Origin of the sequence: Catenuloplanes indicus (assembly GCF_030813715.1) — a bacterium.
Taxonomy (GTDB): domain Bacteria; phylum Actinomycetota; class Actinomycetes; order Mycobacteriales; family Micromonosporaceae; genus Catenuloplanes; species Catenuloplanes indicus.
This window is the reverse complement of record NZ_JAUSUZ010000001.1, coordinates 8,882,680-8,906,744: the sequence shown is the minus strand read 5'-3', so window position 1 is coordinate 8,906,744 and position 24,065 is coordinate 8,882,680. Positions and strand designations below refer to the sequence as shown.

General features: G+C 73.1%; 21 protein-coding genes and 1 pseudogene. 6 read left to right on the top strand and 16 right to left on the bottom strand.

Translation table 11 applies throughout. The features are described 5' to 3' along the window. Positions 1-132: 132 nt before the first annotated feature. From J2S42_RS39985 to J2S42_RS39965, 5 genes are read right to left on the bottom strand one after another with little or no spacing between them, the layout of a single operon-like run. The gene (locus J2S42_RS39985; RefSeq protein ID WP_307248020.1) at positions 133-507 is read right to left on the bottom strand and encodes a hypothetical protein; all 375 of its coding nucleotides are present in this window, start codon (positions 505-507) and stop codon (positions 133-135) included. Between the two features lie 47 nt (positions 508-554). Further along, positions 555-1,067 (bottom strand): hypothetical protein, encoded by a 513-nt coding sequence (locus J2S42_RS39980; protein ID WP_307248017.1) that lies wholly within the window; start codon positions 1,065-1,067, stop codon positions 555-557. A 27-nt stretch (positions 1,068-1,094) separates the two neighbouring features. Beyond that, positions 1,095-1,544, bottom strand: a complete 450-nt coding sequence (locus J2S42_RS39975) for an NUDIX domain-containing protein (protein WP_307248015.1) — start codon at positions 1,542-1,544, stop codon at positions 1,095-1,097. A gap of 13 nt (positions 1,545-1,557) precedes the next feature. Continuing rightward, the gene (locus J2S42_RS39970; protein WP_307248014.1) at positions 1,558-3,498 is read right to left on the bottom strand and encodes a putative bifunctional diguanylate cyclase/phosphodiesterase; all 1,941 of its coding nucleotides are present in this window, start codon (positions 3,496-3,498) and stop codon (positions 1,558-1,560) included. 44 nt (positions 3,499-3,542) lie between these two features. Then, positions 3,543-5,195 carry a sensor histidine kinase gene (locus J2S42_RS39965; RefSeq protein ID WP_307248012.1) on the bottom strand — a complete coding sequence of 551 codons (1,653 nt, stop codon included), beginning with the start codon at positions 5,193-5,195 and terminating at the stop codon, positions 3,543-3,545. A 185-nt stretch (positions 5,196-5,380) separates the two neighbouring features. Here J2S42_RS39965 and J2S42_RS39960 point away from each other — a divergent pair, with 185 nt between their 5' ends. Further along, entirely contained in the window at positions 5,381-6,022 is a 642-nt protein-coding gene (locus J2S42_RS39960) for a hypothetical protein (RefSeq protein ID WP_307248011.1), read from the top strand. A 5-nt stretch (positions 6,023-6,027) separates the two neighbouring features. Next, complete coding sequence (locus tag J2S42_RS39955; protein ID WP_307248009.1) at positions 6,028-6,855, top strand: class F sortase; 828 nt, start codon at positions 6,028-6,030, stop codon at positions 6,853-6,855. Between the two features lie 3 nt (positions 6,856-6,858). On the opposite strand, the gene arfB is transcribed toward J2S42_RS39955, so the two are convergent. Next, a complete protein-coding gene (gene arfB, locus J2S42_RS39950; protein WP_307248007.1) occupies positions 6,859-7,284 on the bottom strand; it encodes an alternative ribosome rescue aminoacyl-tRNA hydrolase ArfB in 426 nt (141 codons plus the stop codon). Positions 7,285-7,335: 51 nt separating this feature from the next. Beyond that, positions 7,336-8,724: an NAD(P)/FAD-dependent oxidoreductase gene (locus J2S42_RS39945; protein WP_307248005.1), complete on the bottom strand. Its 1,389-nt coding sequence runs from the start codon at positions 8,722-8,724 to the stop codon at positions 7,336-7,338. Between the two features lie 486 nt (positions 8,725-9,210). Here J2S42_RS39945 and J2S42_RS39940 point away from each other — a divergent pair, with 486 nt between their 5' ends. Further along, entirely contained in the window at positions 9,211-9,999 is a 789-nt protein-coding gene (locus tag J2S42_RS39940) for an alpha/beta hydrolase-fold protein (protein ID WP_370879353.1), read from the top strand. Between the two features lie 715 nt (positions 10,000-10,714). Here J2S42_RS39940 and J2S42_RS39935 read toward each other — a convergent pair. From J2S42_RS39935 to J2S42_RS39925, 3 genes are all read right to left on the bottom strand, one after another. Then, positions 10,715-12,040, bottom strand: coding sequence for a glycoside hydrolase family 10 protein (locus J2S42_RS39935; RefSeq protein ID WP_370879352.1), 1,326 nt, complete (start codon positions 12,038-12,040; stop codon positions 10,715-10,717). A 166-nt stretch (positions 12,041-12,206) separates the two neighbouring features. Further along, positions 12,207-12,389, bottom strand: coding sequence for a hypothetical protein (locus tag J2S42_RS39930; protein ID WP_307248001.1), 183 nt, complete (start codon positions 12,387-12,389; stop codon positions 12,207-12,209). Between the two features lie 33 nt (positions 12,390-12,422). Then, entirely contained in the window at positions 12,423-13,571 is a 1,149-nt protein-coding gene (locus J2S42_RS39925; RefSeq protein ID WP_307247998.1) for an MFS transporter, read from the bottom strand. Between the two features lie 40 nt (positions 13,572-13,611). On the opposite strand from J2S42_RS39925, the gene J2S42_RS39920 reads away from it, so the two are divergent. After that, positions 13,612-14,715: a DNA glycosylase AlkZ-like family protein gene (locus tag J2S42_RS39920; protein WP_307247996.1), complete on the top strand. Its 1,104-nt coding sequence runs from the start codon at positions 13,612-13,614 to the stop codon at positions 14,713-14,715. Positions 14,716-14,884: 169 nt separating this feature from the next. Here the strand turns inward: J2S42_RS39920 and J2S42_RS39915 are convergent, their stop codons facing one another. The 3 genes from J2S42_RS39915 to J2S42_RS39905 form a co-directional block, all read right to left on the bottom strand. Next, the gene (locus J2S42_RS39915) at positions 14,885-16,213 is read right to left on the bottom strand and encodes a metallopeptidase TldD-related protein (protein WP_307247994.1); all 1,329 of its coding nucleotides are present in this window, start codon (positions 16,211-16,213) and stop codon (positions 14,885-14,887) included. Beyond that, the gene (locus J2S42_RS39910) at positions 16,210-17,646 is read right to left on the bottom strand and encodes a TldD/PmbA family protein (RefSeq protein WP_307247992.1); all 1,437 of its coding nucleotides are present in this window, start codon (positions 17,644-17,646) and stop codon (positions 16,210-16,212) included. The genes J2S42_RS39915 and J2S42_RS39910 overlap by 4 nt, the downstream gene beginning before the upstream one ends. 203 nt (positions 17,647-17,849) lie before the next feature. Next, positions 17,850-18,326: a hypothetical protein gene (locus J2S42_RS39905; protein WP_307247990.1), complete on the bottom strand. Its 477-nt coding sequence runs from the start codon at positions 18,324-18,326 to the stop codon at positions 17,850-17,852. Positions 18,327-18,541: 215 nt separating this feature from the next. Between J2S42_RS39905 and J2S42_RS39900 the strand changes: the two genes are divergently transcribed. Continuing rightward, a complete protein-coding gene (locus J2S42_RS39900) occupies positions 18,542-19,375 on the top strand; it encodes a sulfotransferase family protein (protein ID WP_307247988.1) in 834 nt (277 codons plus the stop codon). A gap of 96 nt (positions 19,376-19,471) precedes the next feature. Here J2S42_RS39900 and J2S42_RS39895 read toward each other — a convergent pair whose 3' ends face one another. Next, positions 19,472-19,840 (bottom strand): hypothetical protein, encoded by a 369-nt coding sequence (locus J2S42_RS39895; RefSeq protein WP_307247986.1) that lies wholly within the window; start codon positions 19,838-19,840, stop codon positions 19,472-19,474. Between J2S42_RS39895 and J2S42_RS42085 the strand changes: the two are divergent. After that, positions 19,758-20,540, top strand: a pseudogene (locus J2S42_RS42085) (NACHT N-terminal helical domain 7-containing protein); the annotation flags it as partial. The gene J2S42_RS39895 and the pseudogene J2S42_RS42085 overlap by 83 nt on opposite strands. 2,550 nt (positions 20,541-23,090) lie before the next feature. On the opposite strand, the gene J2S42_RS39890 reads toward J2S42_RS42085, so the two are convergent. Together J2S42_RS39890 and J2S42_RS39885 are read right to left on the bottom strand one after the other, a co-directional pair. Next, positions 23,091-23,531 carry a DUF5990 family protein gene (locus tag J2S42_RS39890; protein WP_307249288.1) on the bottom strand — a complete coding sequence of 147 codons (441 nt, stop codon included), beginning with the start codon at positions 23,529-23,531 and terminating at the stop codon, positions 23,091-23,093. A gap of 25 nt (positions 23,532-23,556) precedes the next feature. Then, a complete protein-coding gene (locus J2S42_RS39885; RefSeq protein ID WP_307247983.1) occupies positions 23,557-24,060 on the bottom strand; it encodes a hypothetical protein in 504 nt (167 codons plus the stop codon). Positions 24,061-24,065: the final 5 nt, after the last annotated feature.

Here is a 24,065-nt window from a genome sequence, read left to right as displayed (position 1 = left end):
GCCGCCCGAGGAACGACGGGCGGCGGGGCCCGAAGGACGACCGGCACGGGAATCACACCTCCCGGCCGGATCGGCGGGCCCCGTCCCCGATGCCGGGGCGGGGCCCGGAACCTGAAAGCCCCGATCAGCCCGTCAGCGGAAACCGTCCATCAGGCGGCGGAAGAACCCGCCCTCCGGCGGGAGTGCCGGCCCGTGCGACCGCGGTGTCGCCGCGCGCCGGGCGATCGGCTGGTCGTAGTCGGTGTGCGCGATCGCGTCCACGGTCTGTTCCGGCGTGAACCGGTCCGAGCCGTCGATCACCGGCACGAAACCGACCAGCACGCCGTTGCGCAGCACCTGTGCCTCGAGGCCCGCGGTGCCGTCCGTGTCCCAGATCGCCTCGCGCCCGTCCGGCAGGCCGACCCGGATGCCGGCCTGCGTCTGCCCGGCCCGCGGGAGTTGCAGATGCGCCGGTACGCCACGCGCCCGGAGCCGGTCGACCACCCACCGTGCCCTGTCCTCGTTCACCTCCCGGACCGTAACGCGGCTCGCTGAAAGACCGCTGAGCCCCGGTGTCAGGTCGCCCGGACGTACGCCTGAAGCCCGGAGCCGTCGCTCAGCTCGCGGATCAGCGCCTCGACCTCGTGGTCCGGCGCCGGGCGGCCCGTGTAGAGCGTGTAGCCGAGGCTCGGGTCGAGCCGCCAGCCGAGCGCCTCACCCCGGCCGTCGCGTGCCCAGGCGGGTAGCTCGGAGACCGTACCCTCGCCGGTCAGGGTGTTGATCGTGATGAACCGGTCGAGGCACGGGCGGGATCCGCCGAGCAGCAGGTAGAGGTCGTGCGACGGGCCCGGTACGGCGTAGCGCAGCGTGCCGGCGAGGCAGTCGGGGATGCGCACGTGGGCCCGGCCGAGCGCGCCGGCCAGCGTGATCGTGCCGCGGTCGGCCGGGTAGGCGCGGGCGTCCCGGCCGGGGCCGGGTGCGCGCGACACCACCACCAGGATCCCGATCACGAACGCGGTGACGAGCACGGCGGTGATGACCGCCGTGGTCCGCTGCCGCGCCGCGGGTGTGCCGTGAGCTGCCCCCATGCCCCTATGGTGCCGCAGCCGGCGCCGTCACGGTGTGCAGGACCTGTGCGGATCCCAGGGCAGGCCGAGGTGTGGGAAGACCCGGGCGAGCACCGGTTCGTAGTGGTCGGCCCAGTCGACCCCGGGCAGCTCCGCGATCGGGGTGAAGACCATGGCCGCGCCCTCGTTGCACTGCACCTGCTCCTGGGTGGCGGTGGTGTGGCCGAGGAACAGCGCGTACTCGGTGAGCGTGCCGGGGTCGCGGACCGACGGTGCGGTGCCGTGCCAGATCAGGTCGAGCGGACCGTCCGCGCGCAGCCCGGTCTCCTCCGCCAGCTCGCGTGCGGCGGCCTCGATCAGCGTCTCGCCGGGTTCCACTGCGCCGCCGGGCAGGCACCAGCGGTGCGGCGCGACCGTGGTGTTGCCGTCGCGCAGCTGGAGCAGGACCCGGTCGTGCGGGTCCCGCAGGACCACACCGGCAACGGTCAGAGAGATCATCCGGTAAGCGTAGTCAGGCGGTGGCGAGGCGCAGGTCGGCGCCGGAGCCGGCCGGGTGGGTGCGCAGCCAGTCGGAGAGCGGGCCGGGCATGGCGATGCCGTAGCCCTGGGCGTAGTCGACGCCGATCTCCTGGAGGCGGGCGATGGTGGCCGCGTCCTCGACGAACTCCGCGACCGTGCTCAGGCCCATCTGGTGGCCGAGGTCGTTGATCGTGCGGGTCATCACCCGGTCGAGCTCGTCGCGTTCCAGGTTCTTGATGAACGCACCGTCGATCTTGAGGAAGTCGACCGGCAGGTGCTTCAGGTACGTGAACGACGACAGCCCGGTGCCGAAGTCGTCCAGCGCGAACCGGAAGCCGAGGTTGCGCAGCTCGGCGATGAACTCCGCGGCCTTCTTCAGGTCGTTGATCGCGACCGACTCGGTGATCTCGAAGCAGATCAGCTCCGCCGGGATGCCGGACATCGCCAGCTGCGCCTGCACGTAGTCGGTGAACTCGGCGTCGCCGATCGACGGTCCGGAAAGGTTGATCGCCCAGTGGTCGCCGATCTTGCCGTCCGGCCCGGCCGCGCCGTGGCCGTGGTAGTGCGCGGCGAGCACCTGGAACGCGTGCGCGACCACCCACCGGTCGACCGCGGGCAGCAGGTCGTAGCGCTCCGCCGCGGGCAGGAACAGACCGGGCGGGACGACCTTGCCGTCCTCGGTGCGCATGCGCAGCAGCAGCTCGCCGAACTGGTGGTCGCCGTCCGGCACGCGTGCGCCGGGCACCCGCGCGATCGGCTGGTAGAACAGCTCGAACCGGTCGTCGCGCAGGGCCGTGACCAGCCGGCCGGCCCAGTCCATCTCCTGCTGGTGCTTCGCGAGCGCCTCATTGTCCGCCCGGTACAGCTCCACCCGGTCCCGGCCGCGTTCCTTCGCGGTGTAGCAGGCCGCCTCGGCCGCGACGATCAGTTCCTCCGGGCCGACGGCCAGCGGCGACACCGGTACCACGCCGATGCTGGCGGTCAGCGCGACCGCCTGGCCCTCGACCTGGAACGCGAGGTTCGCGACGCCGGCCCGGACGCGTTCCGCGACCGCGACGCACTCCTCCGCCGTCACCGGCAGCAGCACGGCGAACCGGTCGCCGCGGACCCGGGCCACCACCGCGTCGTCGCCGGCCAGATCCTCGATCAGCTCGGCCACCCGGCGCAGCATCTCGTCGCCCTGGGTGTGCCGGCCGGCCTCGCTGATCAGCCGGAACCGGTCCAGGTTGACCAGGCACAGCGTTTGCGGCGCGGACGCGGACGCGCCGATCGCGTCCAGCAGCAGCCGGTCGAAGCCGATCCGGTTCACCAGCCCGGTGAGCGCGTCGTGCGTGGCCGCGTGCGCGAGCTCGTCCGCGGCCGCCTGCCCCCGGTCCTGCGCGGTCTCGGTCAGCCGCCAGTTCGCGATCGCGGCGATCGCGGCACCGCCGATGAACAGCGCGTGGATCGCGGCCCACTTGATCGGTTCCTCGGTGGCCGCGGTGTGCGCGTAGACGTCGTGCGGTGCGAAGACGCCGACGATCGCGTGCTCGGCCAGCACGAACACGGTCGCCAGCAGGAACGTGACCCACTCCTGGTAGAGCACGATCACGAAGAGCATGACGAAGAAGTGGAAGTGCGCCTCGGTCTGCCCGTCGGCCAGCCCGACCATCACCGCGGACGAGCCCATCAGCCCGAGTGTGGTGATCGACGCGCGCCAGCGCCGGGACAGTCCCCGGTACGCGCCCAGCGCGACCGCGACCGCCAGTGGGAACACGACGACCAGCGCGTCCGCCGGGGAATGGCCGCGGACCAGCGCGAACGCGTAGAGCCCGGCCGCATGCAGGCCGAGCACCCAGAGAATCGCGCGGTGCCGCCGCGCCCAGGTCTCGCCGGGCAGCGGCCGCCCCTGCGGCAGCACGGACCCGGCGGCCCGCAGCCAAGCTGTCAGCACGTCTCCCCCATCGGCACGCCGCGGGTAAACCTGACAAAAAACCATCAGGGGGTATGCGGCAGCGTGAACACGATCGTCGTGCCACCGCCCGGCGTCTCCTCCGCCCGGATCCAGCCGCCGTGCCGCTGCACGATGCGCAGGCAGGTGGACAGGCCGATGCCGTGGCCGGTCTTCTTCGCCGGCTCGACCATGGCGAACATGTCGAAGACGCGCTGCCGGTGCGCGGGCGGGATGCCGATGCCGTCATCCGCGACCCGGACCAGCACGCCCTCGTCCGTGACCTCGCCGGTGACCGTGATCGTCGGCGGCCGGTCCGGGTGCCGGTACTTGATCGAGTTGCCCAGCAGGTTCTGCAGCAGCTGCCGGACCAGCGTCGGGTCGCAGCTCGCGGACGGCAGCGCGGCCGGTGTCCGTACCGTGGCCTGGTTGTCCTTGATCGCGGTACGCAGGTCGACCATGGCGTGGCCGAGCACCTCGGCCAGGTCCGTCGGCCGGTGGTTCGTGGGCGCGTTGCCGGCGCGCGCGTAGGTGAGCAGCGCCTGGATCAGTCCCTGCATCCGGGCCACCGACCGGGCGGCCGTCTGCACCCAGCCGCGGGCCTGCTCGTCCAGCTGCGCGCCGTGCAGGTCGGTGAGCAGCTCCAGGTAGCCGGAGACGACGGCCAGCGGGGACGCCAGGTCGTGCCCGGCGACCGCGGCGAAGTTGGTCAGCTCCGTGTTCGACCGTTCCAGCTCCGCGACCGTCGCGTTCAGCGCCGCGTGCGCGGCCTCCATCTCCACCCGGTGCGCCCGGTCCGCGGAGACGTCGGTCATCGCGACCACCGCGCCGAGCGGGATGCCGTCCGCCGCGGTCATCCGGCGGCCGGTCGCGGTCACCCAGCGGGCCTCGCGGTCCGCCGGCCGGATCATGATCTCCGCGTGGTCGACCGCGCCGTCGCGCAGCGCGCGCAGCAGCGGGATGCGGTCCGGTCCCAGCGGGGTCACGCCGTCCGTCTCGAACAGCGCGTACGTGTCGGAGAGGTCGCCCGGCCCGACCGTGGCGTCCGCGTCCAGGCCGTGCCATTCCGCGGCCGCGCGGTTGAACAGCGACAGCCGGCCGAACGGGTCCGCGGCCACGATCGCCACGTCCACGCTGTCCAGTACCGCGTCCAGCAGCTGCTGGCGGGCCTCGGCCTCGCGCAGCGCGCGCTGCGCCACCGCGGCCAGCTCGGCTCGGGCCCGCGCCTCCCGGCGGCGTTCGAACAGCGCCAGGATGACCCGGGCCAGGTCCTCCAGGCGGGCGATCTGCCGGTCGTCCAGGCCGCCCGGTACGTCGTCGAAGACGCACAGCGTGCCGAGCGCGTGCCCGGTCGGCGTGACCAGCGGGACCGAGGCGTAGAACCGCACGCCGGCCAGCCGCCCGGTCACCCACGGGTTGTCCCGGTAGACCGGGTCCCGGCTGGCGTCCGGCACCACCACGGTCCGCCGCTCCAGCAGCCGGATCGCGCACATCGAGTCCTCGCGCGCGGAGTCGCCGCCCTCGAACCCGCACGTGGTGAGCTGGCACTGCCGGTTCTCGTCGATCAGGTTCAACGTCGCCGTGGGTACGCCGGCGACCAGCGCGGCGACCCGGACGACCGCCGCCAGCTCGTCGTCCGCGGGCGCGTCGAGCAGGCCGTACTCGTGCAGCGTCGCCAGCCGCTCCTGCTCCTCGTCCACGCCGGACCCTTCGGCAGCGCGGGGCTGGAGCTGAGGACGTAGAATTCGGTGAATTCGTGTCCGATGGGAGCCCTGCCGGATTCGTGTCGGTTCCTGGACACCATGCGCGACGGACTGCTGGCACCATTACCCGGTTCCACCAGAGATCTGTCCCTCACCGCCGACTTTGCGAAGAGGCATCGGCCATGTCCGACTACAGACCACCGCAGAACCCTCCGCCGTCGAACCCGCCGCCGTCGAACCCGCCGCCGCCCGGCAATCCGCCGCCGGGCTATGGCGCCGGTGGTGGTGCCGGCGGTGGCGGGCGTCGCCGGACCACCTGGATCACCGTGGCGGGTGTCATCCTGCTGCTGCTGTTGCTGCTGCTCCTGCTGGCGTTCTGCCGCGACGGCGGCAACGACCCGGTCGCCTACCCGTCCGGCTCACCGGCCCCGAGCGCCGGCGTCACGTCCGTGCCGCCGGCCACCGGCAGTCCGTACCCGTCGTCGACGGTGCCGGGCGGCTACCCGACCACGTCCGGCGACCCGTCGGTCACGCCGACGGCCTACCCGACGACCGGCGAGCCGTCGGTCACGCCGACCGGCTACCCCACGACCGGCGGACCGACCGGCGGACCGACGGGCGGTCCGACCGGTGAGCCGACGGGTGCGCCGAGCACGCCCGGGCCGGGCGGTGGCACCACGGGTGCGCCGTACCCGAGCGGCGGGCCGGACACCGGCATCGGTGGCGGCGGCGGCATGAACGGCACGCTTCTCGCCGGCCTGGCGCTGCTGGCCGCCGCGGCGGCGGCCACGGTCGCCGCGGTCCGGCGCCGCCCGTCCCGCTGATCCGCATGCGTGACGAGTTACGGGCACGGCTCCGGCCCCGCGTCGCGGTGGTCGCGGCCGTGCTCGCGCTCGCCGGCACGGCACTGACGGTCCAGGGCGCCCGGCAGGCCGCGGCGGCCGACGCGGCAGAGGCCGCCCGGGTCCGGGCCACCGGCTTCGCCGAGGAACCCGCCGGCCCGGCGGCGTCTCCCGGCCCGGCGGTGCCGTCCCGCGCGGCCGGCCGGATCGACAGCGCGATCCCGGCGCCCACGTCGCCCGCCGGCCCGTTCGTCCCGGCGCCGCCCGCGGCGCGGCGGCTCGGCGGCGATCCACGGTGGACGGTACTGCCCCGTAGCTTCCCGCGCATGCTGGACATCCCGTCGATCGGCGTGCGCTCGGCGCTGATCCCGCTCGGCCGGCGACCGGACGGCACGGTTCAGGTGCCGCCGCTCACCGGCAACGCCCCGGCCGGCTGGTACCGCCACTCCGTCACACCCGGCGAGACCGGCCCGTCCGTCCTGCTCGGACACGTCGACTCGGCCGAGACCGGCCGCGGCGTCTTCTACCGCCTGACCGACCTCACCCGCGGCGCAGAGATCCGGGTGACCCGCGCCGACGGCAGCACCGCGGTCTTCACGGTCACCGCCATGGAGCGCTACGCGAAGTCGGCGTTCCCCACGGAGCGCGTCTACGGCCCGACCGACGCCCCCACGCTGCGCCTGATCACCTGCGGCGGTGCCTACGACCCGGCCGCGCGGACGTTCGTGGACAACATCGTGGTCTACGCGACCGCGCTGCCCGCCCCCGCGCCCGGAAACCCGGACGCCGCGGCGGACGGCCGCCCGGTGCACTGACCGTCAGTCGACGTCGCCGCGCCGTCCGCGCTTGATCGCTCCACGCTGTTTCTTGGCGGAGATGCGGCGCTCCACCGACCCCCGGGTCGGCTTCGTGGCCCGCCGCTGCCGTGGCGGCGCGGCCACCGCACGGGAGATCAGCGCGGCCAGCCGGGCCCGGGCCGCCTCCCGGTTGCGCAGCTGCGAACGGAACTCGGACGCGACGACCGTGAGTACGCCGTCCACCAGCCGGTTCCCCAGCCGCTCGAGCGCACGCTCGCGCAGCACCGGCGGCAGCACCGACGACGACGCGACCGGCCAGCTCAGCTCGACCCGGCTGTCCGCCGTGTTCACCCCCTGGCCGCCCGGCCCGCTCGACCGGGAGAACCGCCAGCTGAGCTCCGCCGCCGGGATGACCAGCCGGTCGGAGACGTGAAGATCGTCCGCCATGCGTACCACGGTAGTGGGCGGGCTGTCCGGCCCGCCCACCGTACCGTCGGGTCAGGGCCTCGGCACCGGCGAACCGAGCTTGGAGACCGAGACCGGCGCGGGCACGCCGTCGTGGGCCGGCACGGTCGTGTCGAGCAGGCCCAGACGCCGGATCGCGCCGCGCGCCACGACCTGCTGGGTGGTGGTGACACGCTCGGACCGGCCGGTGCCGACGAACGAGACGAACCAGTGCCCGATGGTGGACAGCCGGTTCTTGAAGCCGACCAGGTAGAGCAGGTGCACGGCGAGCCACATGAACCAGCCGATGAAGCCGGTGAAGTGCAGTTTCCCGGTGCTGGCCACGGCCGAGAAGCGCGAGATCGTGGCCATGCTGCCCTTGTCGTGGTACGTGAACGGCTCCGGCGCGGGCTTGCCGGCCAGCCGTCGCTTGATCGTGTCGGCCGCGTACCGCCCGCTCTGGATCGCGACCTGCGCGACACCGGGCAGCCGGTTGAGCGACATCATGTCACCGACCGCGAAGATCTCCGGGTGACCCGGCACGGTGCAGTCGGGATTCACCATGATCCGCCCGGCCCGGTCCGTCTCCGCACCGGCCGCGGCAGCGATCTTGCGGGCCAGCGGCGGCGCCGCCACCCCGGCCGCCCAGATCTTGGTGGCCGCCTCGATCCGCTGCTTGCCGCGCGCGGTCTCCACGTCGATGCCGCCCTCGTCGACGCCGACCACCTTCGTGCCCAGCTCGACCTCGACACCGATCTTGTGCAGCTGCCGGAGCGCCTGCGTGGACAGGTGATCGCCGAAGCTGGGCAGCACCGCGTCGACCGCGTCGACCAGTATCACCCGTGCCCGCTTCGGATCGATCCGCCGGTACTGCCCCGGCAGCGTACGGTGCGCGAGCTCGGCGATCTGCCCGGCCATCTCCACACCGGTCGGCCCGGCGCCGACCACCACGAACGTGAGCCAGCGGTCGATCGCCTCCTGATCGGTCTCCAGCTCCGCCATCTCGAACGCGCCGAAGATCCGCCCGCGCAGCTCCAGCGCGTCGTCGATGCTCTTCATGCCGGGCGCGTTCTCGGCGAACTGGTCGTTGCCGAAGTACGACTGGGACGCGCCCGCGGCCACGATCAGCGTGTCGTACGGCACCTGGTACTCGATGCCGGTCGGCGCGTTCGCGGTCACTATCCGCTTCTCGACGTCCACCTCCGTCGCCCAGCCGAGCAGCACCTCCACGTTCTGCTGCCGCCGCAGGATCTCCCGCACCGGTGGCGCGATCTCCCCTTCGGACAGGATCCCGGTCGCCACCTGGTACAGCAACGGCTGAAACAGGTGATGCGTCGTCCCGTTGATCATTGTCACGTGCACGTCCGCGCGTTTCAGCGCCTTCGTGGCGAAGAGTCCACCGAACCCGGCACCCACGACGACAACCCGATGTTGCTCGCTCATGGCTCTCCCTTTCCCCCGAAGACCCCGATGCTCACGTTACGGCCTGCCCGTCCTCGATGGGCGGTAATGCCCATCACTGACTCTCCCCCATTTCCCCAGATCAGCCCCCCGCACCCACCACAAAGCCCGCACACCCGATATTCCCGCTCCCGGCGTGGCGCGATCCGCATGCTCGGAGCGGGCCAACCGCGCTCTTCCCCGCAGCCCGCCTGCCGGCACGTCCGCGTGCGTGACATTCTCCGTGCGCGAAATACCGCGATATTTCGGGTACGGACAGACACTCGCGGTCGCGTACTCGGGCCGGGTGCGCCCGCCCGGCCGCGCGCACCGGCAGGCGGATCATTGGCCGATGCGTTGCCGGCGGCCGAATCGCCCTGCGGCCTCCTTTTCGTATCGGTCAAGGATCGCTGCGAAGCGGCGGCTACGCGCAGGGTGACGCGATGTGCCGGGCACGTCTCCGCTCGGGTGGGTCGTCGTTGGACCGGTGTGCGACGACGGACTCTGCTGGCGGCGGGCATCGCGGGTGGGTCGGCAGTGGCGGCCGGGGCGGGCCTGTGGAGCGGACGGAGCCGGCCGGCCCCGGTGCGGGCGCCGGCGCCGGCCGGGGTGGAGCGGCTGGAGCGGGTCTGGTCGGCGGCGCGCGGACGCGAGGTGGACCTCTACACCGCGGTGCCGCACGGGCACGGCGACGGCCGTGGCCTGCCGGTCTGCCTGGTGTTGCACGGCGGCTCGAAGCGCCCTCCGGACTTCGCCGCGCTCGGTCTGGGCGGTTTCCTCACCGACGCGGTCCGGCGCGGCACACCCCCGTTCGTGCTGGCCGGAGCCACCGGCGACCGGCTCGCCTGGCAACCGTCCCCGGCCGACGACCCACAGCGGATGGCCGCCGAGGAGATCCCGGCCTGGTGCGCGGCCCGCGGCTTCGACCCGTCCCGGCTCGCCGCCTGGGGCTGGTCGATGGGCGGCTTCGGCGCCCTGCTGCTGGCCGAGGCCCGTCCCGGCCTGCTGCGCGCGGTCGCCGCGTTCTCCCCCGCGGTCACGCCGGCCGATCCGGTCTTCGCCGGCCTCACCCGGTTGGGTGACACCCCCGTCGGTCTCTGGTGCGGCACCGGCGACCCTCTCTATCCCCAGGTCCGCACGCTCCACGACGCCCTGCCCACCCCACCGGCCACCGGCGGCTACACCCTCGGACGGCACAACTTCACCTACTGGAGCACGCTCCTCTCCTCCGCATTCAGTTTCATCGGCGCGTCGCTCCGTCCCTCACCCCCAGCGTGAGGTCGACGCATCCCACACAGGCAGCGCGAGGTCGACACGTCCCACATAGCCCGGCGCGCGCCACAACCGCCCGTGGCCGGGACAGCACCGCCGCCCCCGAATGCCTTGACCAGGACATGTCCGGCCTACCCGGAGCAGCACCGATCACCAACGACGCTATCCCCGTCGCAAGGCGCGCGGCGCGGCACGGAGCTCGCGGCACGGAGCTCGGGGCACGCAGCCGGGCGCTCCGCGCCCGAAATATCGCCATATTCAGAACCGCATGGCAGGCGCCGCCACCAGCGGACGATACCGCTCGGCCCTGTGTGATCAATCAGTGGAGCGTTTGGGATATCAACTTCGCTAGATGACCTCCGTTTCGCTCCACTGATTGATCACACAGGCTTCGGACCCACGGCGGATGCGACCACCAGGTACAGCGGCCGACTAATTTATCCGGAAGTTTCGGGCGGGTAGCGCGACCGGCCGTTCGATGACCGGGTCCGCGCCGGTGATACGCGGACGGCGCGGGCGGCCATACGGAGCCCAGCGCCTCGGCGGGGAATGGGCGGCAGGGGCGAGAGCGGCGCGAAAGGATTCACCCGCTGGGGTTTTCGTCAGCACAGCGGGATCGGTGCCCGCGGGAGCACTGGGGACTCGGCCACGCCGGAAGCGGGAAAATGGAAATGCATGTGTGGGGGCGGCGGCGAAGCCACGCGGCCGCCCCCAGGGTGCCTCAGCTCGCCGTGCAGGAGGTGATCTGCGGGCGGGCGGAGCTGTTGCCGTTCGTCATCGTGGTGAAGCCGAACGTGTTGCCGCTGCCGTTGGATCGCATGGTCATCACGTTGCCGCTGGAGTCCCAGGCCGGAGTGCCGTTCCAGGTGCTGGAGACGCGTTGCGGCGGGGTGAGCGTGACCACGACCGACCAGCTGGAGGCGCCGCTGACCGTGACGGAGGTGTTGTACCGGTCGCCCCACACCTGGCCGGGCGTGGCCGAGGCGGTGCAGGTGCCGGTGGGCGGCGGGGTGGTGCCGGGCGGCGGCGACGTGGGCGGCGTGGTGCCGCTGTTGAGCGCCGCGAGGACCGCGTCGTAGGCGGCCTTCTTCTGGCCGCTGCCGTTGAACAGCAGCGGGCTCTCGCCGGAACGCCACGAGTCGGAGTCACGAATGCCCCACACCGTGATGCCCTTGCACCGCGGGACCGCGAGGCAGTCGTTGGTCACGTTGCGGTACGCGTCCGCCGGTGCGTTGCGGATGTCCAGCTCGGTGATGTGCACGTCGACGCCGAGCGCGGCGAAGCTGGACAGCGTGGTGCGGTAGTTCGACGGGTAGTTCGACCCGCCGGTGAAGTGCGACTGGAAGCCGACGCAGTCGATCGGCACGCCGCGCTGCTTGAAGTCCTGCACCATCCGGTAGACGCCCTGGGTCTTCGCGTCGGTCCAGTTGTCGGTGTTGTAGTCGTTGTAGCAGAGCTGCGCGTTCGGGTCGGCGGCCCGCGCCGCCCGGAACGCGGCCTCGATCCAGTCGTTCCCGGTGCGCTGCAGGTTGGAGTCGCGCCGGGCACCGCTGGAGCCGTCCGCGAACGCCTCGTTCACCACGTCCCACCAGGCGATCTGGCCGCGGAAGTGGGTGGCGACCTGGGTGACGTGGTTGAGCATCGCGTTGCGCAGCGCGGTGCCGGACAGGTTCTGCATCCAGCCGGGCTGCTGCGCGTGCCAGGCCAGGGTGTGCCCGCGGACCTGCATGCCGTTGGCGCGCGCGTGCGCGACGATCCGGTCCGCGTTGCCGTAGCTGAACTGGTTCTGGTTCGGCTCGGTCGCGTCCGTCTTCATCTCGTTCTCGGGCGTGATCTGGTTGAACTCCCGATTCAGGATCGACGTGTACGCGGAGTCACCCAGCCGGTTCGCCGCGACGGCGGTGCCGAAGTACCGGCCCTTCTCGGCCGCGGACGCGCCCAGCGTGGTGGCGGCCTCGGCCGCGGTGGTGACGCCGACCGCGAGGCTCGCCGCGAGCGCGCCGACGGCCGCGATCACGATCGCGCGCCGTGGTGTCGTGACAGTCACGTGGTCCTTCCCTTCTGCGCCGGGCGGGACGGGGTGGATGCACCGGCAACGCCACCAGGTTACGAAACTTTTCCGTAACATCCAAGTCCGTAAATTTGTTATGAGCACGTGAAACGCCGGGTCGCGGCGGTGCAGCCGGGTCCGGAAGTTTCAGCCGGTGAGCAGTTCAGCGATCACTCGCCGGGTCTCCCGGGCCGCGGACCTCGTCGTTGTCGTCGTTCGCGGGCGGCATGCGCACGCTCATCGTCGTGCCGAGCCGGTACGTCCGGTCGTCGCAGCCGTCCACCCGGACCGGCGTGACCGCGAGCGTCGGCCACTGCGGGAACTGCGCCTGGATCAGGCGTCGCACGAGCGCGGCGCCGGTCCCGGCGTCCGTCCGCCGTCATCGCGGCGCGGTGGCCGGCACGGCGGCCGGCTTCACCGCGACCGCGCGGGCCGCGAGCACGATGACCGCGGCCAGCACGACCGGGATCGCGAGCGCGGCCGGCAGGCCGGTAAGCGTGGCGCCGCCGCCGATCAGCACCGGGCCGGCGAAGAAGCCGAGCCAGCCGATGCTGGCCGCGCGGGCGATCGCGCGGGCCGGGCGGTCCGGGTTCCGTGCGCCCGCGGCGGAGAAGACCTGCGGCGCGATCGTGGACACGCCGGCGCCCAGGCAGCCGAAGCCGATCACACCGGCGACCGGATGGCCGAGGACCAGCGCGGTGCCGAGTCCACCGGCCGCGAGCAGGCCACCGGCGCGGACCACCGCGACCGGGCCGAACCGGGCGGTGAGCGGATCGCCGGCGAGCCGGCCGGCGGTCATCGCGGCGAAGAACGCGGCGTAGGCACCGGCCGCCAGCGCCGGGGAGCCGCCGAGGCTGTCGCGCACGTAGACGGTGCTCCAGTCCGCGGCGGCGCCCTCGCCGACCAGCGCGCAGAAGGCAAGACCACCCAGCAGGAGTACGCCGTGCAGCCGGCCGGGATTCTGTCGTACCCCTGTGGCAGGGTGTGTCCCGGCCCGCACCGAGACGGCGACGAGCGCGACCGCGGCCAGCACCACCGCGGCCGAGGCGAACGTGACAGCCGCCCCGGCACCCGCCGCGGCGAACGCGCCACCGGCCGCCGCGCCCAGGAAACCGCCGACGCTGTAGGCAGCGTGGAAGGAGGACATGATCGGCGAGCCCCAGGACCGTTCGATCTCGACGCCGCGCGCGTTCATCGCGACGTTGAGCGTGCCGTGCACCACGCCGAACGCGAAGAGCGCCACCGCGAGCGTGCCCAGGCTCGGCGCGAGCGCCACCGGGATCAGCAGGAAACCGTCGGCCACCGCGACCGGGGTCAGCACCCGGCGAGTGCCGAACCGGTCGACCAGCGGGCCGGCCGCCTGCATGCCGGTGATCGCGCCCGCGGCGAGCGCGAGGAGTGCGAGGCTGAGCAGGCCGTCGGTCAGGCCGAGGCGCTCCTTGATCGCGGGGATGCGCGCGGTCCAGACGCCGAGCAGCGTGCCGTAGAGCAGAAAGAGGAGTGCGGTGGCGAAGCGCGCTTTCTTCATCGCCCGACGATAATCGCCCGACGACGGAGGAGTGGACACTGTGGAGGTCACACGGGAGCAGGTGCTGGGTTTCCGGGTCCGGGCGCAGCAGCTGGACCGGGCGGTGGGCACCGGCGCGGTCGAGGACACCGCGCTGCTGGACTACGGCGCGCAGGACACCGGGCCGGACGGCGCGCTCTGGGCGCTGCACACGCGCGGTGTGGACACCGCGCGCATCGCGGAGGACGCGCTGAGCATGCTGTGGACGCTGCGCGGCGGCCCGCACCTGTACCGGCGGGCGGACCTCGCGCAGGTGGCCGCCGCGGTCGCGCCGTTCGACGACGAGGACGCCGGCAAGCGGATCTACGACGCGGCGAAGCCGCTGCGCCAGGCCGGTATCGGCAACCTGGAAGGGCTCGACCAGGTGGCCGCGCAGCTACGGAAGATCGTGTCGAAGCCGACCGTGAAGGGCGACGTCTCCGGCCGGCTGGCCGCTGTGCTGGATGCGCCGCACCTGCGGTTCTGCAAGCCGTGCGGCGTGACGCACGCGTGGGAGATGCCGTTCCGGCTGGCCGCGGTCCGGGCCGGGCTGGAGCTGCAGCCCGGCACGTCACCGCCGGTGCTGCAGCCGATCCCCGGTTTCCGGGTGAGCAGTACCGTCGCGCCCCGGTTCGACGTGATCCGGGCCTACCTGCGGCTGCTCGGGCCGGCCGTGCCGAAGCAGGTGGCCGCGTTCCTGGACGCGCCGGTCAAGACCGTGGCCGCGCGCTGGCCGTCGGACGTGACCGAGGTGGTGGTGGCCGGGCAGAAACGCTCGATCCTGACCGCGGACCTGGACGCGCTGACCGCCGGCCCGGCCACTGACGTCACCCGCCTGCTCGGGCCGTACGACCTGTTCGTTCAGGCGAAGGACCGTGAGCTGCTGGTCGCCGACCCGGCGCGGGCCAAGGCGATCTGGCCGGTGCTCGGCCGGCCCGGCGTGGTGCTGGTCGACGGTGACCTGCTCGGCACCTGGCGGCCACGGAAGCAGGGGAAGAAGTTCCAGGTGGCGGTGGACCTGTGGGCGCCGGTCCCGCCGGATCAGCGCAAGGCGGTCGAGGAGCAGGCGGAACGGCTGGCGTCGTTCCGGGGAGTGCCGCTGACCGGGGTGATGATCACGGACTGACCGCGTTCCGCGGGCCCGGCCCGGTGCTTGCGGGCTTGCCGCATCGCGGGCCGCTCCCTGCCCCGCCTGCCGCATCGCGGGCCACTCCCGGCCCCATCTGCCGCTCTGCGGGCCGCTCCCAGCCCGGCCAGCACGGCGCTCACCGGGCCGGGAGGCCGTGTTCCCGGGGTCAGCCGGCCGCGTTGCCGGTGTAGTTCCAGGAGGCCAGGCGCAGGGCCGGGGCGCGGAAGCCGAGATCCAGCCGGGTCGCGGGCTGGCCGGCCGCGGACGTGCCCACGCCGAGCACCGCGCCGGGCGCGAGCGCCAGCGGGTAGGACTGAGTGAAGCGCAGGTTCTGCACCGGCCGGGTGACCTGCCCGTTCTCGATCAGCCACAGCCCGTTGCGGGTCAGGCCGGTCATCACCAGCGTCTTCGGGTCGAGCACCCGGGTGTACCAGTTGTCCGTCACCAGCAAACCGCGCTCCACGTCGCGGACCAGCGCGGTCACGTGCGAGTCCGCCTCCGGCCCGTCCACCTCGTCGGCCGGCCCGGCGCCGGACCCGAGCAGGTGCAGGCACGACCCGAGCACGCCGAACCCGGCGTCGCTGTAGTGGCCGGTGGAGACCGCGCCGGTCAGCGCCGCGGTCTGCCGGTCGTGCAGCACCGCGCGGACCGTGCCGCGGTCCACCAGCGTCAGCGTGTCCCGCGGCGTGCCCTCGGCGTCGAACGGCAGCCCGATGCCGCCCGGCCCGACCGGGTCGTCACGCAGCGTGATAGCCGGGTCGAGCTGGTCCGCGCCGAGCCGGGCGAACGACATGCCCTCGGCGACCATCCGGCCGTTGAAGCCGAAGATCGCGAGGCAGTTGAGCACGTCCGCGACCGCGGTCGGTTCGAGCACCACCTCGTAACGGCCCGGCGGCAGCACCTCCGGGTGCGCGGACGCGCGGGCCTTGACCGCGGCGCGGGCGCCGAGCCGGGCGCCGTCGAGGTCGGCCAGGCGCACCGACGCGAGCCGGGACACGCCGTCGGACGTGCCGGTGCGGGCGATGCCGTCGAGCGCGGCCTCGGTGGTGCCGCCGGACACCACCTGCCCGAGCGTGTTCGCGTACGTGGCCCGGTGCACGGTGGTGGCGACGTACCCGGCGGTCTCCAGCCCACCGGCCGCGCGCACGAAGTCCCGGACCCGCGCGGCCCGGTCCGCGGGCGTGGCGGCGGCGGTCTCCTCGTCCAGGTTGCCCGAGCCGGCCAGCGCGGACGGCGGCGTCAGACCCGGCCAGGCGCGGTCCGCGGGTGCCGCGTCCAGCGCGGCGCGGGCCCGGGCGATCAGCGTCTCCCGGTCCTGGCCGGTCAGCGCCACGGTCCGGCCGTCGCGGTGCACGCGCAGCCGTACCGTGGTGGTCTCGGTCGTGATGTTCTGGTGGATCGCGGAGTTCGCGAACCGGGTCAGGCCGCGCGCCACGTGCTGGGTGAACACCTCGGCCTCGGCACCCGGCAGCGCCCTCGTCACCTGCTCGATCATCCGCGCACCCCCACCCGCACGTTCTGGAACCGGGCCGGCGCGGCCGGATGGCCGGTGTGCCCGATCTGCGCCGGCTGTCCCTTGCCGCAGTTCGGCGTGCCGTAGGCGACGATCTCGGAGGACAGCATGTCCATCGATCCCCAGAAGACCGGACCGATCCCGGTGTACGTGGGGTTGCGCAGCATCCGGCCGAGCCGGCCGCGTTTCACCTCGTAGCCGATCTCCGTGCCGAACTGGAAGTTGAGCCGCTTGTCGTCGATCGACCAGGAGCGGTTCGTCTCCATCAGGATGCCGTCGTCGGTCGCCTCGATGATCTCGTCGAGCGTGTGCGGGCCGGGCTCCAGGCCGACGTTCGTCATCCGGACCATCGGCAGCGACTGCCACCCGTCCGCGCGGACGCTGCCGCCGTACGGCAGCCCGGCCACGGCCGCGGAGTCCCGGCCGGCCAGCACGCCGACCCAGATGCCGTCCCGGACCGCGTCCCGGGCGACCGCGGGCGAGCCCTCGTCGTCGTAGCCGAACGAGCCGAGCGCGCCCGGGACGGTCGGGTCGATCACCACGTTGAGCAGGCCGGAACCGTACCGGAGCGTACCGAGCCCGGTCAGGTCGAGCCAGCTCGTCCCGGCGAACGCGGCCTCCCAGCCGAGGATCCGGTCCAGCTCGATCGCGTGCCCGATCGACTCGTGGATCTGCAGCGCGAGCTGCTCGCCGCCGAGGATCAGCGTGGTCTCACCGGACGGGCAGAGCGGCGCGGACAGCAGCGCGCGCGACTCGTCCGCGATCCGTTCCGCGTGCGCGCCCAGGTCCAGCTCGGTGACCAGCTCCCAGCCGCGGGTGCCGTACTGGCCGCGGTGCGACGGGTAGGACCGCCGCTGGGTCTCACCGTCGCCGATCGCGGTGGCCCAGATGCCTCCGCCGCACTCCCGGATGTGCTGGTCGATGCGGTGCCCCTCGGACGAGACGAACCACTTGCGGGTGTCCCACACCTGGTAGATGCCCTCGGCCAGGTCCGCACCGGCCGCGTGCGCGGTCTTGGTCGCGCCGGAGAGCAGATCACCCTTGTCGGAGAGCGGCACGGCGAGCGGGTCGACCGCGCAGCCGCTGGCCCACGAGTCGATCGTGGCCGCGGCCGGCGTGAACTCGACCGGTCGCCCGCCCACGATCGCGGACGCCTCGGCGATCTCAGCGGCGGACCGGCCCGCCTTCCGGGCGGCTATGTCGGTCAGGTCGGATATGGCGTAGAAGCCCCAGGAGTCACCGACCAGCGCGCGTACGCCGAGACCGGCGTCCTCACGCTGGGCCAGCTCCTGGATCTCCCCGTTGCGGGCATGCATCGACTCGTATCGCCGATGCATCACCCGCGCGTCCGCATAGCGGGCACCGGCGGCCAGTGCCGCCTCGACCGCCACCTGCGCCTCGTCGAAGTCGCTCATGGACTCCAGGCTATTGGTTCCCGTCACTCTCCCGCCGCGCACCGCGCCGCCCCGCTTCGTGTCCCGGCCGTAGCACGGCGCACAGCCGTGGGTTCGCGTCCGGCCCACGGCGTGCTCTGCCGGCCTGGTCCGCGGCCCACTCGTCACCCGGCCGGCGGGCCGCTCGCCATCCTGGCCGGCGGGCTACCCGCCGATCCGGCGGCTTACTGCCCGTCCTGGCCGGCGGGCTGCTCGCCGTCCTGGGCCTGATCCCCGGCAGCCGGGTCCTGGTCACCCGCCGCCGGATCCTGCTCGGCCGCCGCCGGATCCTGCTCGGCCGCGTCGCCCGCGGCCGGATCCTGGTCACCCGCGGCCGGGTCCTGACCGGCGGGATCGGCCGTGTCGTCGCGGGAGTTCTCGGCGGTTCTCGGCTCCTCCGGTTCCTCGCCGCAGCGGTTCATCCGCTCCAGGTGGAACAGGCCGCCCGGCTTCTTCGGCGGTGTGTGCGCGAACTCGACGCAGTCACCCACCTCGAGCCCCGGCACCTTCCGCTCCACCGGGTTCTGCTCGAAGCAGTAGTCCGCACCCGTGGTCGCGTTGATGCAGACCTTCGGATCGATCGAGATCACCTCGCCGGTACGGTCCTGGGGCGTGGCGGTGCAGGCCGCAAGCCCGGCTCCGGCGAGCGCCAGGACCAGCAAACGAGCGAGAGCATGTCCAGCGGGCAAGGCTATCCTTTCAGCGACGTGCGAAAACAGGCGACCGGGGCCGCGCGGTCCCACCTGCCACCGGATGATGATCGTGCCCCGGCCGCCGCGGTCCGCACCCGGTGATACGAAGCCGGACCGGCCACGGATCAACACTTCCCGCCCGGCTTCCTCGCGCCGTTCCGGCACCCCACTTGCGGAAGGTACGCATGAACCTGACGCTCATCGTCGGCGCCGGCCACTGCGGCTGCACCCTGCTGTCGCGAATCCTCCGCGACCACCCCGACGTGCTCAGCGTCCGCGACCTGTGCGCCGCTTTGATCACCGATCCTCCTGATCCACCCGGTGCCGAGATCGACGGCGAGACAGCATGGTCCCGCCTCACCACAGCCCGACCGGACCTGCCACCCGGCGAGGTCGCCGGCACGTCACCGCCGTCGCCGCGCACCGGGCCCGGCACGCTCCTCGACGTACTCGCACCGGTCATCCGCCGCCAGCCCTCGGGGCCTCCCGCCGCGCACTACCGCGCGCTGCTGGAACACCTCGCGGCCCGGTCCGGCCGGACCACGATCGTCGACCACTGCACCGCCGCACTCCACCTCGTCCCGGCGCTCCACGCGGCCCTACCGGACGCGCACGTCGTCCACATGCACCGCGACGGCCCCGACTGCGCGCTCTCGATGAGCCGCCACGCCGAGTCCACGCAGCGGGCCGCCGCACAGCCCACGTCCCCGTACCCGCTTCCGGTCCTCGGTGCGCTCTGGTCGTCGATGATCGTTGACGGGGTCGCCGCCCTGGACGTGCTGCCCGCGCCGCTGACCTCCACGCTTCGCTACGAGGACCTGCTCCGCTCGCCCGAGACCACGCTGACCCGCCTCGCCGCCACGCTCAACACCGCCGTGGACGGCGACTGGCTGGCCCGGTCCCGCGCCCGCGTCACACCGGACACGATCGGCCGGTCCCGCAGGCTGCCCCCGCACGAGTTGGCAGCCCTCGAGGCCGCCTGCCGCCCCGGCATGAAGGCACTCGGCCGCACCGCCTGACGGCCGGCCGCACCTACTACGAATACGGGAGCCACCTCGCCCGGGAAGCCATCGGAATACCATTTCCGACGGCGCCGGAAACCGATGCGACGCAATTCATGCGCCGCCTTTCACAGCGACGATCCGCCGCGCCACCGCACTCGGGAACAGCCACCGGACACCGCCCTGATCCCCGGCCGCCTCCCACCGCAGCATCACGTGCTCACCGCCGGACCGATCCCGCAGGTCACGCAGCCGCCGGTCATGCCGTTGCCGAAGCCCCCACTCCCGGTGCCGCCGATGCACGCGGCGGAACTCGTCGTGTGCGGGACTGCGCCGGCGCGACGCCGCCGGATCGCGCATCCCCGCCAACTCCACCGGACTGAACAGCTGCATCTGTCGCATGACCACAATTGTTGCAGCCGATCCCGGAAATCCATCGCCCCTGCGCAATCCCGCATTCTTCCAGCCGCTGCGCATTCCCACGTCCGATCCCCACGGTGACGGATCACGGCCGCTGGTGTCCATACGAGATACTGCGCTCGTGGCCCGGGACATCAGCTATGACGACGCCGTCCGCATCCTCGGCGGTGACCACGCCGGCATCCAGAAGCTCCTCGACACGCTGCTCGGCGCCGGCATGCTCGCGCTGGTCGGCCCGTTCCGTGACGTGCTCGGCTGGTTCGACGCCAAGGCGGAGCTGAGCCGCGTCACCGCCGCGCTGGTCAGCCGGCTCGCCGACCACCGCTCCGGCCTGTCCCGCTACGAGCGCACCCAGCGCCTGGAGGCCGCGCACGCGGTGATCGTGGTGACCGCGTTCTTCGAGGCGCTCGCCGAGTCCGCCTCCCCGCTGGAGCACCGCGCGCTCGAGCTGACCGCCGACGAGCAGCGGTCGCTGACCGGCGGCACGGCGGGCCGCACGCCGCTGGGCGGCTGGTCGACGCCGATCCCCGGGCCGGCGCAGCCGCACGAGGCCTTTCTCGGCGACCTCGCCGCCTACTACACGGAGCGGGCCGCCGCGGTCGCCGCGTTCGTGACCGGGCTGGCCGCGTTCGAACGGCTCGACGAGACCGCGCGAGCCCACGCGCTCGCCGCCGTCGCGGCCGTGCCGGAGCCCGCGCTCGGCCGCTACCGGAGCCTGCTGGGCCGGCTCGCCACCGAGTTCCCCGAGGCCGGCTTCTGGGCCGGGCTGCGCGAGCACGCCGCCACCCGTGAACGGCTCCGCGACCTCGCCACCGGGCTGGACGCGCTGCACACCACGCTGGACGCGATCGCCACCGGCCGCGCGCCGGACGACCGGCGCCGCGGGCTGGCCCTCGCGTACCGGGCCGCGATGCGCCTGCCGATCGCGCCGTCCGGCGAGATCCCGGCGGGCCTGCGCGTACCCACGCTGGCCGAGGCCTTTCTGCCACAGCTGTACCGCGCGTCCGCCGTCACCGGCCAGGCCGCGCTGAGCAGCGAGGACTGGTGGGAGCGGCGGCCGGTCCGGGACGACCTGCTGGCGTTCCTGACGTGGCACCTGACCGCACCGGCCGCGACGGCCGGGCCACTGCTGATCCTCGGCCAGCCCGGCTCCGGCAAGTCCGTCCTGACCCGCGTCCTCGCCGCGCAACTGCCGCCGGCCGATTTCATGCCGGTGCTGGTCGTGCTGCGCGCGGTGCCGGCCGCCGCCGACCTGCAGGACCAGATCGAGTACGCGATCCGCGACGCGACCGGTGAGCGCGTCGAATGGCCGGCGCTGTCCCGCTCCGCCGACGGCGCGCTCCCGCTGATCATCCTGGACGGCTTCGACGAGCTGCTCCAGGCGACCGGCGTGAGCCAGTCCGACTACCTGCAGCGGGTGGCCCGCTTCCAGCGGCGGGAGGCGGACCAGGGCCGCCCGGTCGCGGTCGTGGTGACCAGCAGGACCAGCGTCGCCGACCGCGCGCAGGCCCCGGAGGACACGATCGCGCTCCGGCTGGAGCCGTTCGACGTGCCGCGCGTCGCGGCCTGGCTGGACGTCTGGAACCGCGCCAACGCGCCCCGCTTCACCGGCGACGTGCACCCGATCTCGCTGGAGACCGTGCTGCGCTACCCGGAGCTCGCGTCCCAGCCGCTGCTGCTGCTGATGCTCGCGCTCTACGACGCGGAGGGCAACGCGCTGCACTCCGCCGGTGCGCTGCGGCCGGACCAGCTCTACGAGCGGCTGCTGACCCGGTTCGCGCTGCGCGAGGTCGAGAAGCTCGGCACCGGCCTGCCCCGGCGCGAGGTCCACAGACGCGTGGAGGGCGAGATGCGCCGGCTGAGCGTGGTCGCGTTCGCCATGCTCAATCGCGGCGCGCAGTGGGTCACCGAGGAGCAGCTCCAGTCCGACCTGCTGGCACTGCCCGCGCTCGGCGGCGCCGGGCAGGCACCCGCCTCGCCGGCCGGCCTGCGCGCACCGCTGCGGGCCGCGGAGCTGGCGCTCGGTTCGTTCTTCTTCGTCCACCGTGCCCGCGCGACCCGCGACCTGGCCGAGCTGGAGACCTACGAGTTCCTGCACGCCACGTTCGGCGAGTTCCTGGCGGCCCGCCTGATCCACGGCATCGTGGCCGAGCTGGTCGCCCGCGAGCGCGTCACCACGTTCCACACCGGCACCGCGCTCGACGACGACCTGCTGCACGCGCTGCTGTCCTTCGCCCCGCTCGCCGACCGCCGCCAGGTCGTGCTCTTCCTCCGCGGCCTGGCGTCCGAACTGGATACCGGAGCCCGCGAGGAGTGGCTCGACGTCCTCGTCGGCGTCTACCGTGCCGCACAGCTGCCCAGACCACCACGAGCCTTCGACGGGTACGCCCCGGCGCTCCTCACCGTCCCCGCGCGCGTCGCGGCGTACACGTCGAATCTGCTGTTGCTGGTCCTCAGCATCGGGCCGGTGACGGCTTCTCGGCTGGTCGGCGGCGAGTCCGCGCGCGGTCGCGACTCCGTGGTCCGGGCATGGCGGCAGGACAGCCGCCTGTGGCGCTCCCAGCCGGCCGCGAGCGGCTTCAGCGGCCTGCTCGACCTGGTGTCGCTGGACCGGACCTGGACCGCCGACGGGCAGCGCGAGATCGCCCTGCGCCTCACCGACGCACCGGCTGCGGCTCCGGCGGCGGTGGACCTGCGGTGGGCCCTGCGCGACGTGCCGGTGCGGGCGGACAGCATGATCCACCTGCGCCGGGAGGCACACTTCACCTGTCACGACGACGACGACCTGCAGCAGCATCTGAACGATCCGCTGATCGCTGCTCGCCTCGGCCCGGCGAGCAGCAATCTCGTCCTGCTGGGCGACGAGTTGACAACGTCGCTGAGTGTGGCGTTCCGCGTGCTCTTCTCTCCGGACCTGCCGCCACCGCAGCGAGCCGCCGCGTATCGCCACTGGGCCGTGGTGGCGAATGACCGGATGACCGACCTGCTCCTCCTTCAGCTGGCCGCCGACCCGCACGTCCCCCCGGTGACGGTGGTCCAGGTGCTGAAGATCCTGCCGGACGGCTCGCCCGACGGCCACGCACGCTGCATCGCGGCGCATCTCGGCCGGCATCCGGAGGCCGACGACGCGCTGTCGCTGATGCTGGAATCGATCATCGATCGTCGGACCGACACGGTGACGCCGGACCTGGCGCACGCGTTCCTGCGCGCCTGTGAACTCCACCCGGCTCGGCAGTCACGCACGCCGTGGCTTCTCGACCTGATGATCGCCCGATACACGACCACGCGGCCCGATCTCGTGGTGCGTGCCCGGTCAGTCCGGGAGCAGCTCCCAGCGCACGAGCGGCGGGCGGACGGTGGCGCAGACCGGTCCGCCCTCGGCGTCGGTCAGCCCGAGCCGGGCCGTGAGCACACCACGACCGGCGGCGGCCTCGGCGACTAGCTCCATCCCCGCGTCCACCGGGTGGATCTTCGCCCGGCGGAACGTGTGGAAACCGCCGCCCGCCACCGCGCTCCCCCAGGCCAGATACACGAACCGCGCACCGCGCTTCCCGTGGATGAACGGCCCGCCGAAGTCCACCGGCTCCGCCTTGGCCGTCACCTCGAACGCCCACACCGCCGACTCCGCGTCACCCGGCACCAGGTCGATCACCTCGTCCCGGCGCTGCACACCCACGTGCACGTCCCGGTACGGCGGCCCGGCCGGATTCGTGTCCGCCCACCGACCCGGCAGGTCGACACCGACGATTCGCATCCTCACCGCTTCACGATCGCACGGATCACAGCCGTTCGCGGAGCGTGACCCCGGGGTTCAGGTGCTCCCACTCCCGCACCACCTCGTTCGGCACCGACTCGATGCGGACCCGGTCGCCACGGACGAGCCGCGGGTACTGTTTCGGGATCAGGTATTCGCCGATGAGCAGGTTGACCAACAGCAGCAGCACCACGACGAGGAGCGCGGCGGCGCCGATCACGTCGGTCCGGCCGGTGCGCGCGAGCAGGGAGTACCCGATCCAGCCCGCCGCGCAGACCCCGATCACGATCATCGACGGTACGACCAGGCGGCTGCGGAACCGCTCGAGTGCGTAGCTGCGCTGCAGGATCTGCGCCTCGGACTCGGTGACCGGCAGGTTCAGCACCGCGTCCGTGGTCGCGCGCCGCCACAGCGGCAGGCAGGACACCTCGGCGGTCTCGCCCGCGTACTGCCCGTCGAAGATCGAGCGGGGCGGGAGGTGCAGGTGTGACAGGTCGGTTCGCGAGACGACCACGGTGGCGGTGTCCATAATCC

Excerpts from the sequence above, each read along its gene's own strand:
- J2S42_RS39945 (WP_307248005.1), bottom strand. The coding sequence starts at position 8,724 with ATGAGCGAGCAACATCGGGTTGTCGTCGTGGGTGCCGGGTTCGGTGGA.
- J2S42_RS39975 (WP_307248015.1), bottom strand. The coding sequence starts at position 1,544 with ATGATCTCTCTGACCGTTGCCGGTGTGGTCCTGCGGGACCCGCACGAC.
- J2S42_RS39980 (WP_307248017.1), bottom strand. The coding sequence starts at position 1,067 with ATGGGGGCAGCTCACGGCACACCCGCGGCGCGGCAGCGGACCACGGCG.
- arfB (WP_307248007.1), bottom strand. The coding sequence starts at position 7,284 with ATGGCGGACGATCTTCACGTCTCCGACCGGCTGGTCATCCCGGCGGCG.
- J2S42_RS39900 (WP_307247988.1), top strand. The coding sequence starts at position 18,542 with ATGAACCTGACGCTCATCGTCGGCGCCGGCCACTGCGGCTGCACCCTG.
- J2S42_RS39915 (WP_307247994.1), bottom strand. The coding sequence starts at position 16,213 with ATGATCGAGCAGGTGACGAGGGCGCTGCCGGGTGCCGAGGCCGAGGTG.
- J2S42_RS39890 (WP_307249288.1), bottom strand. The coding sequence starts at position 23,531 with ATGCGAATCGTCGGTGTCGACCTGCCGGGTCGGTGGGCGGACACGAAT.
- J2S42_RS39885 (WP_307247983.1), bottom strand. The coding sequence starts at position 24,060 with ATGGACACCGCCACCGTGGTCGTCTCGCGAACCGACCTGTCACACCTG.
- J2S42_RS39955 (WP_307248009.1), top strand. The coding sequence starts at position 6,028 with ATGCGTGACGAGTTACGGGCACGGCTCCGGCCCCGCGTCGCGGTGGTC.
- J2S42_RS39925 (WP_307247998.1), bottom strand. The coding sequence starts at position 13,571 with ATGAAGAAAGCGCGCTTCGCCACCGCACTCCTCTTTCTGCTCTACGGC.
- J2S42_RS39910 (WP_307247992.1), bottom strand. The coding sequence starts at position 17,646 with ATGAGCGACTTCGACGAGGCGCAGGTGGCGGTCGAGGCGGCACTGGCC.
- J2S42_RS39960 (WP_307248011.1), top strand. The coding sequence starts at position 5,381 with ATGTCCGACTACAGACCACCGCAGAACCCTCCGCCGTCGAACCCGCCG.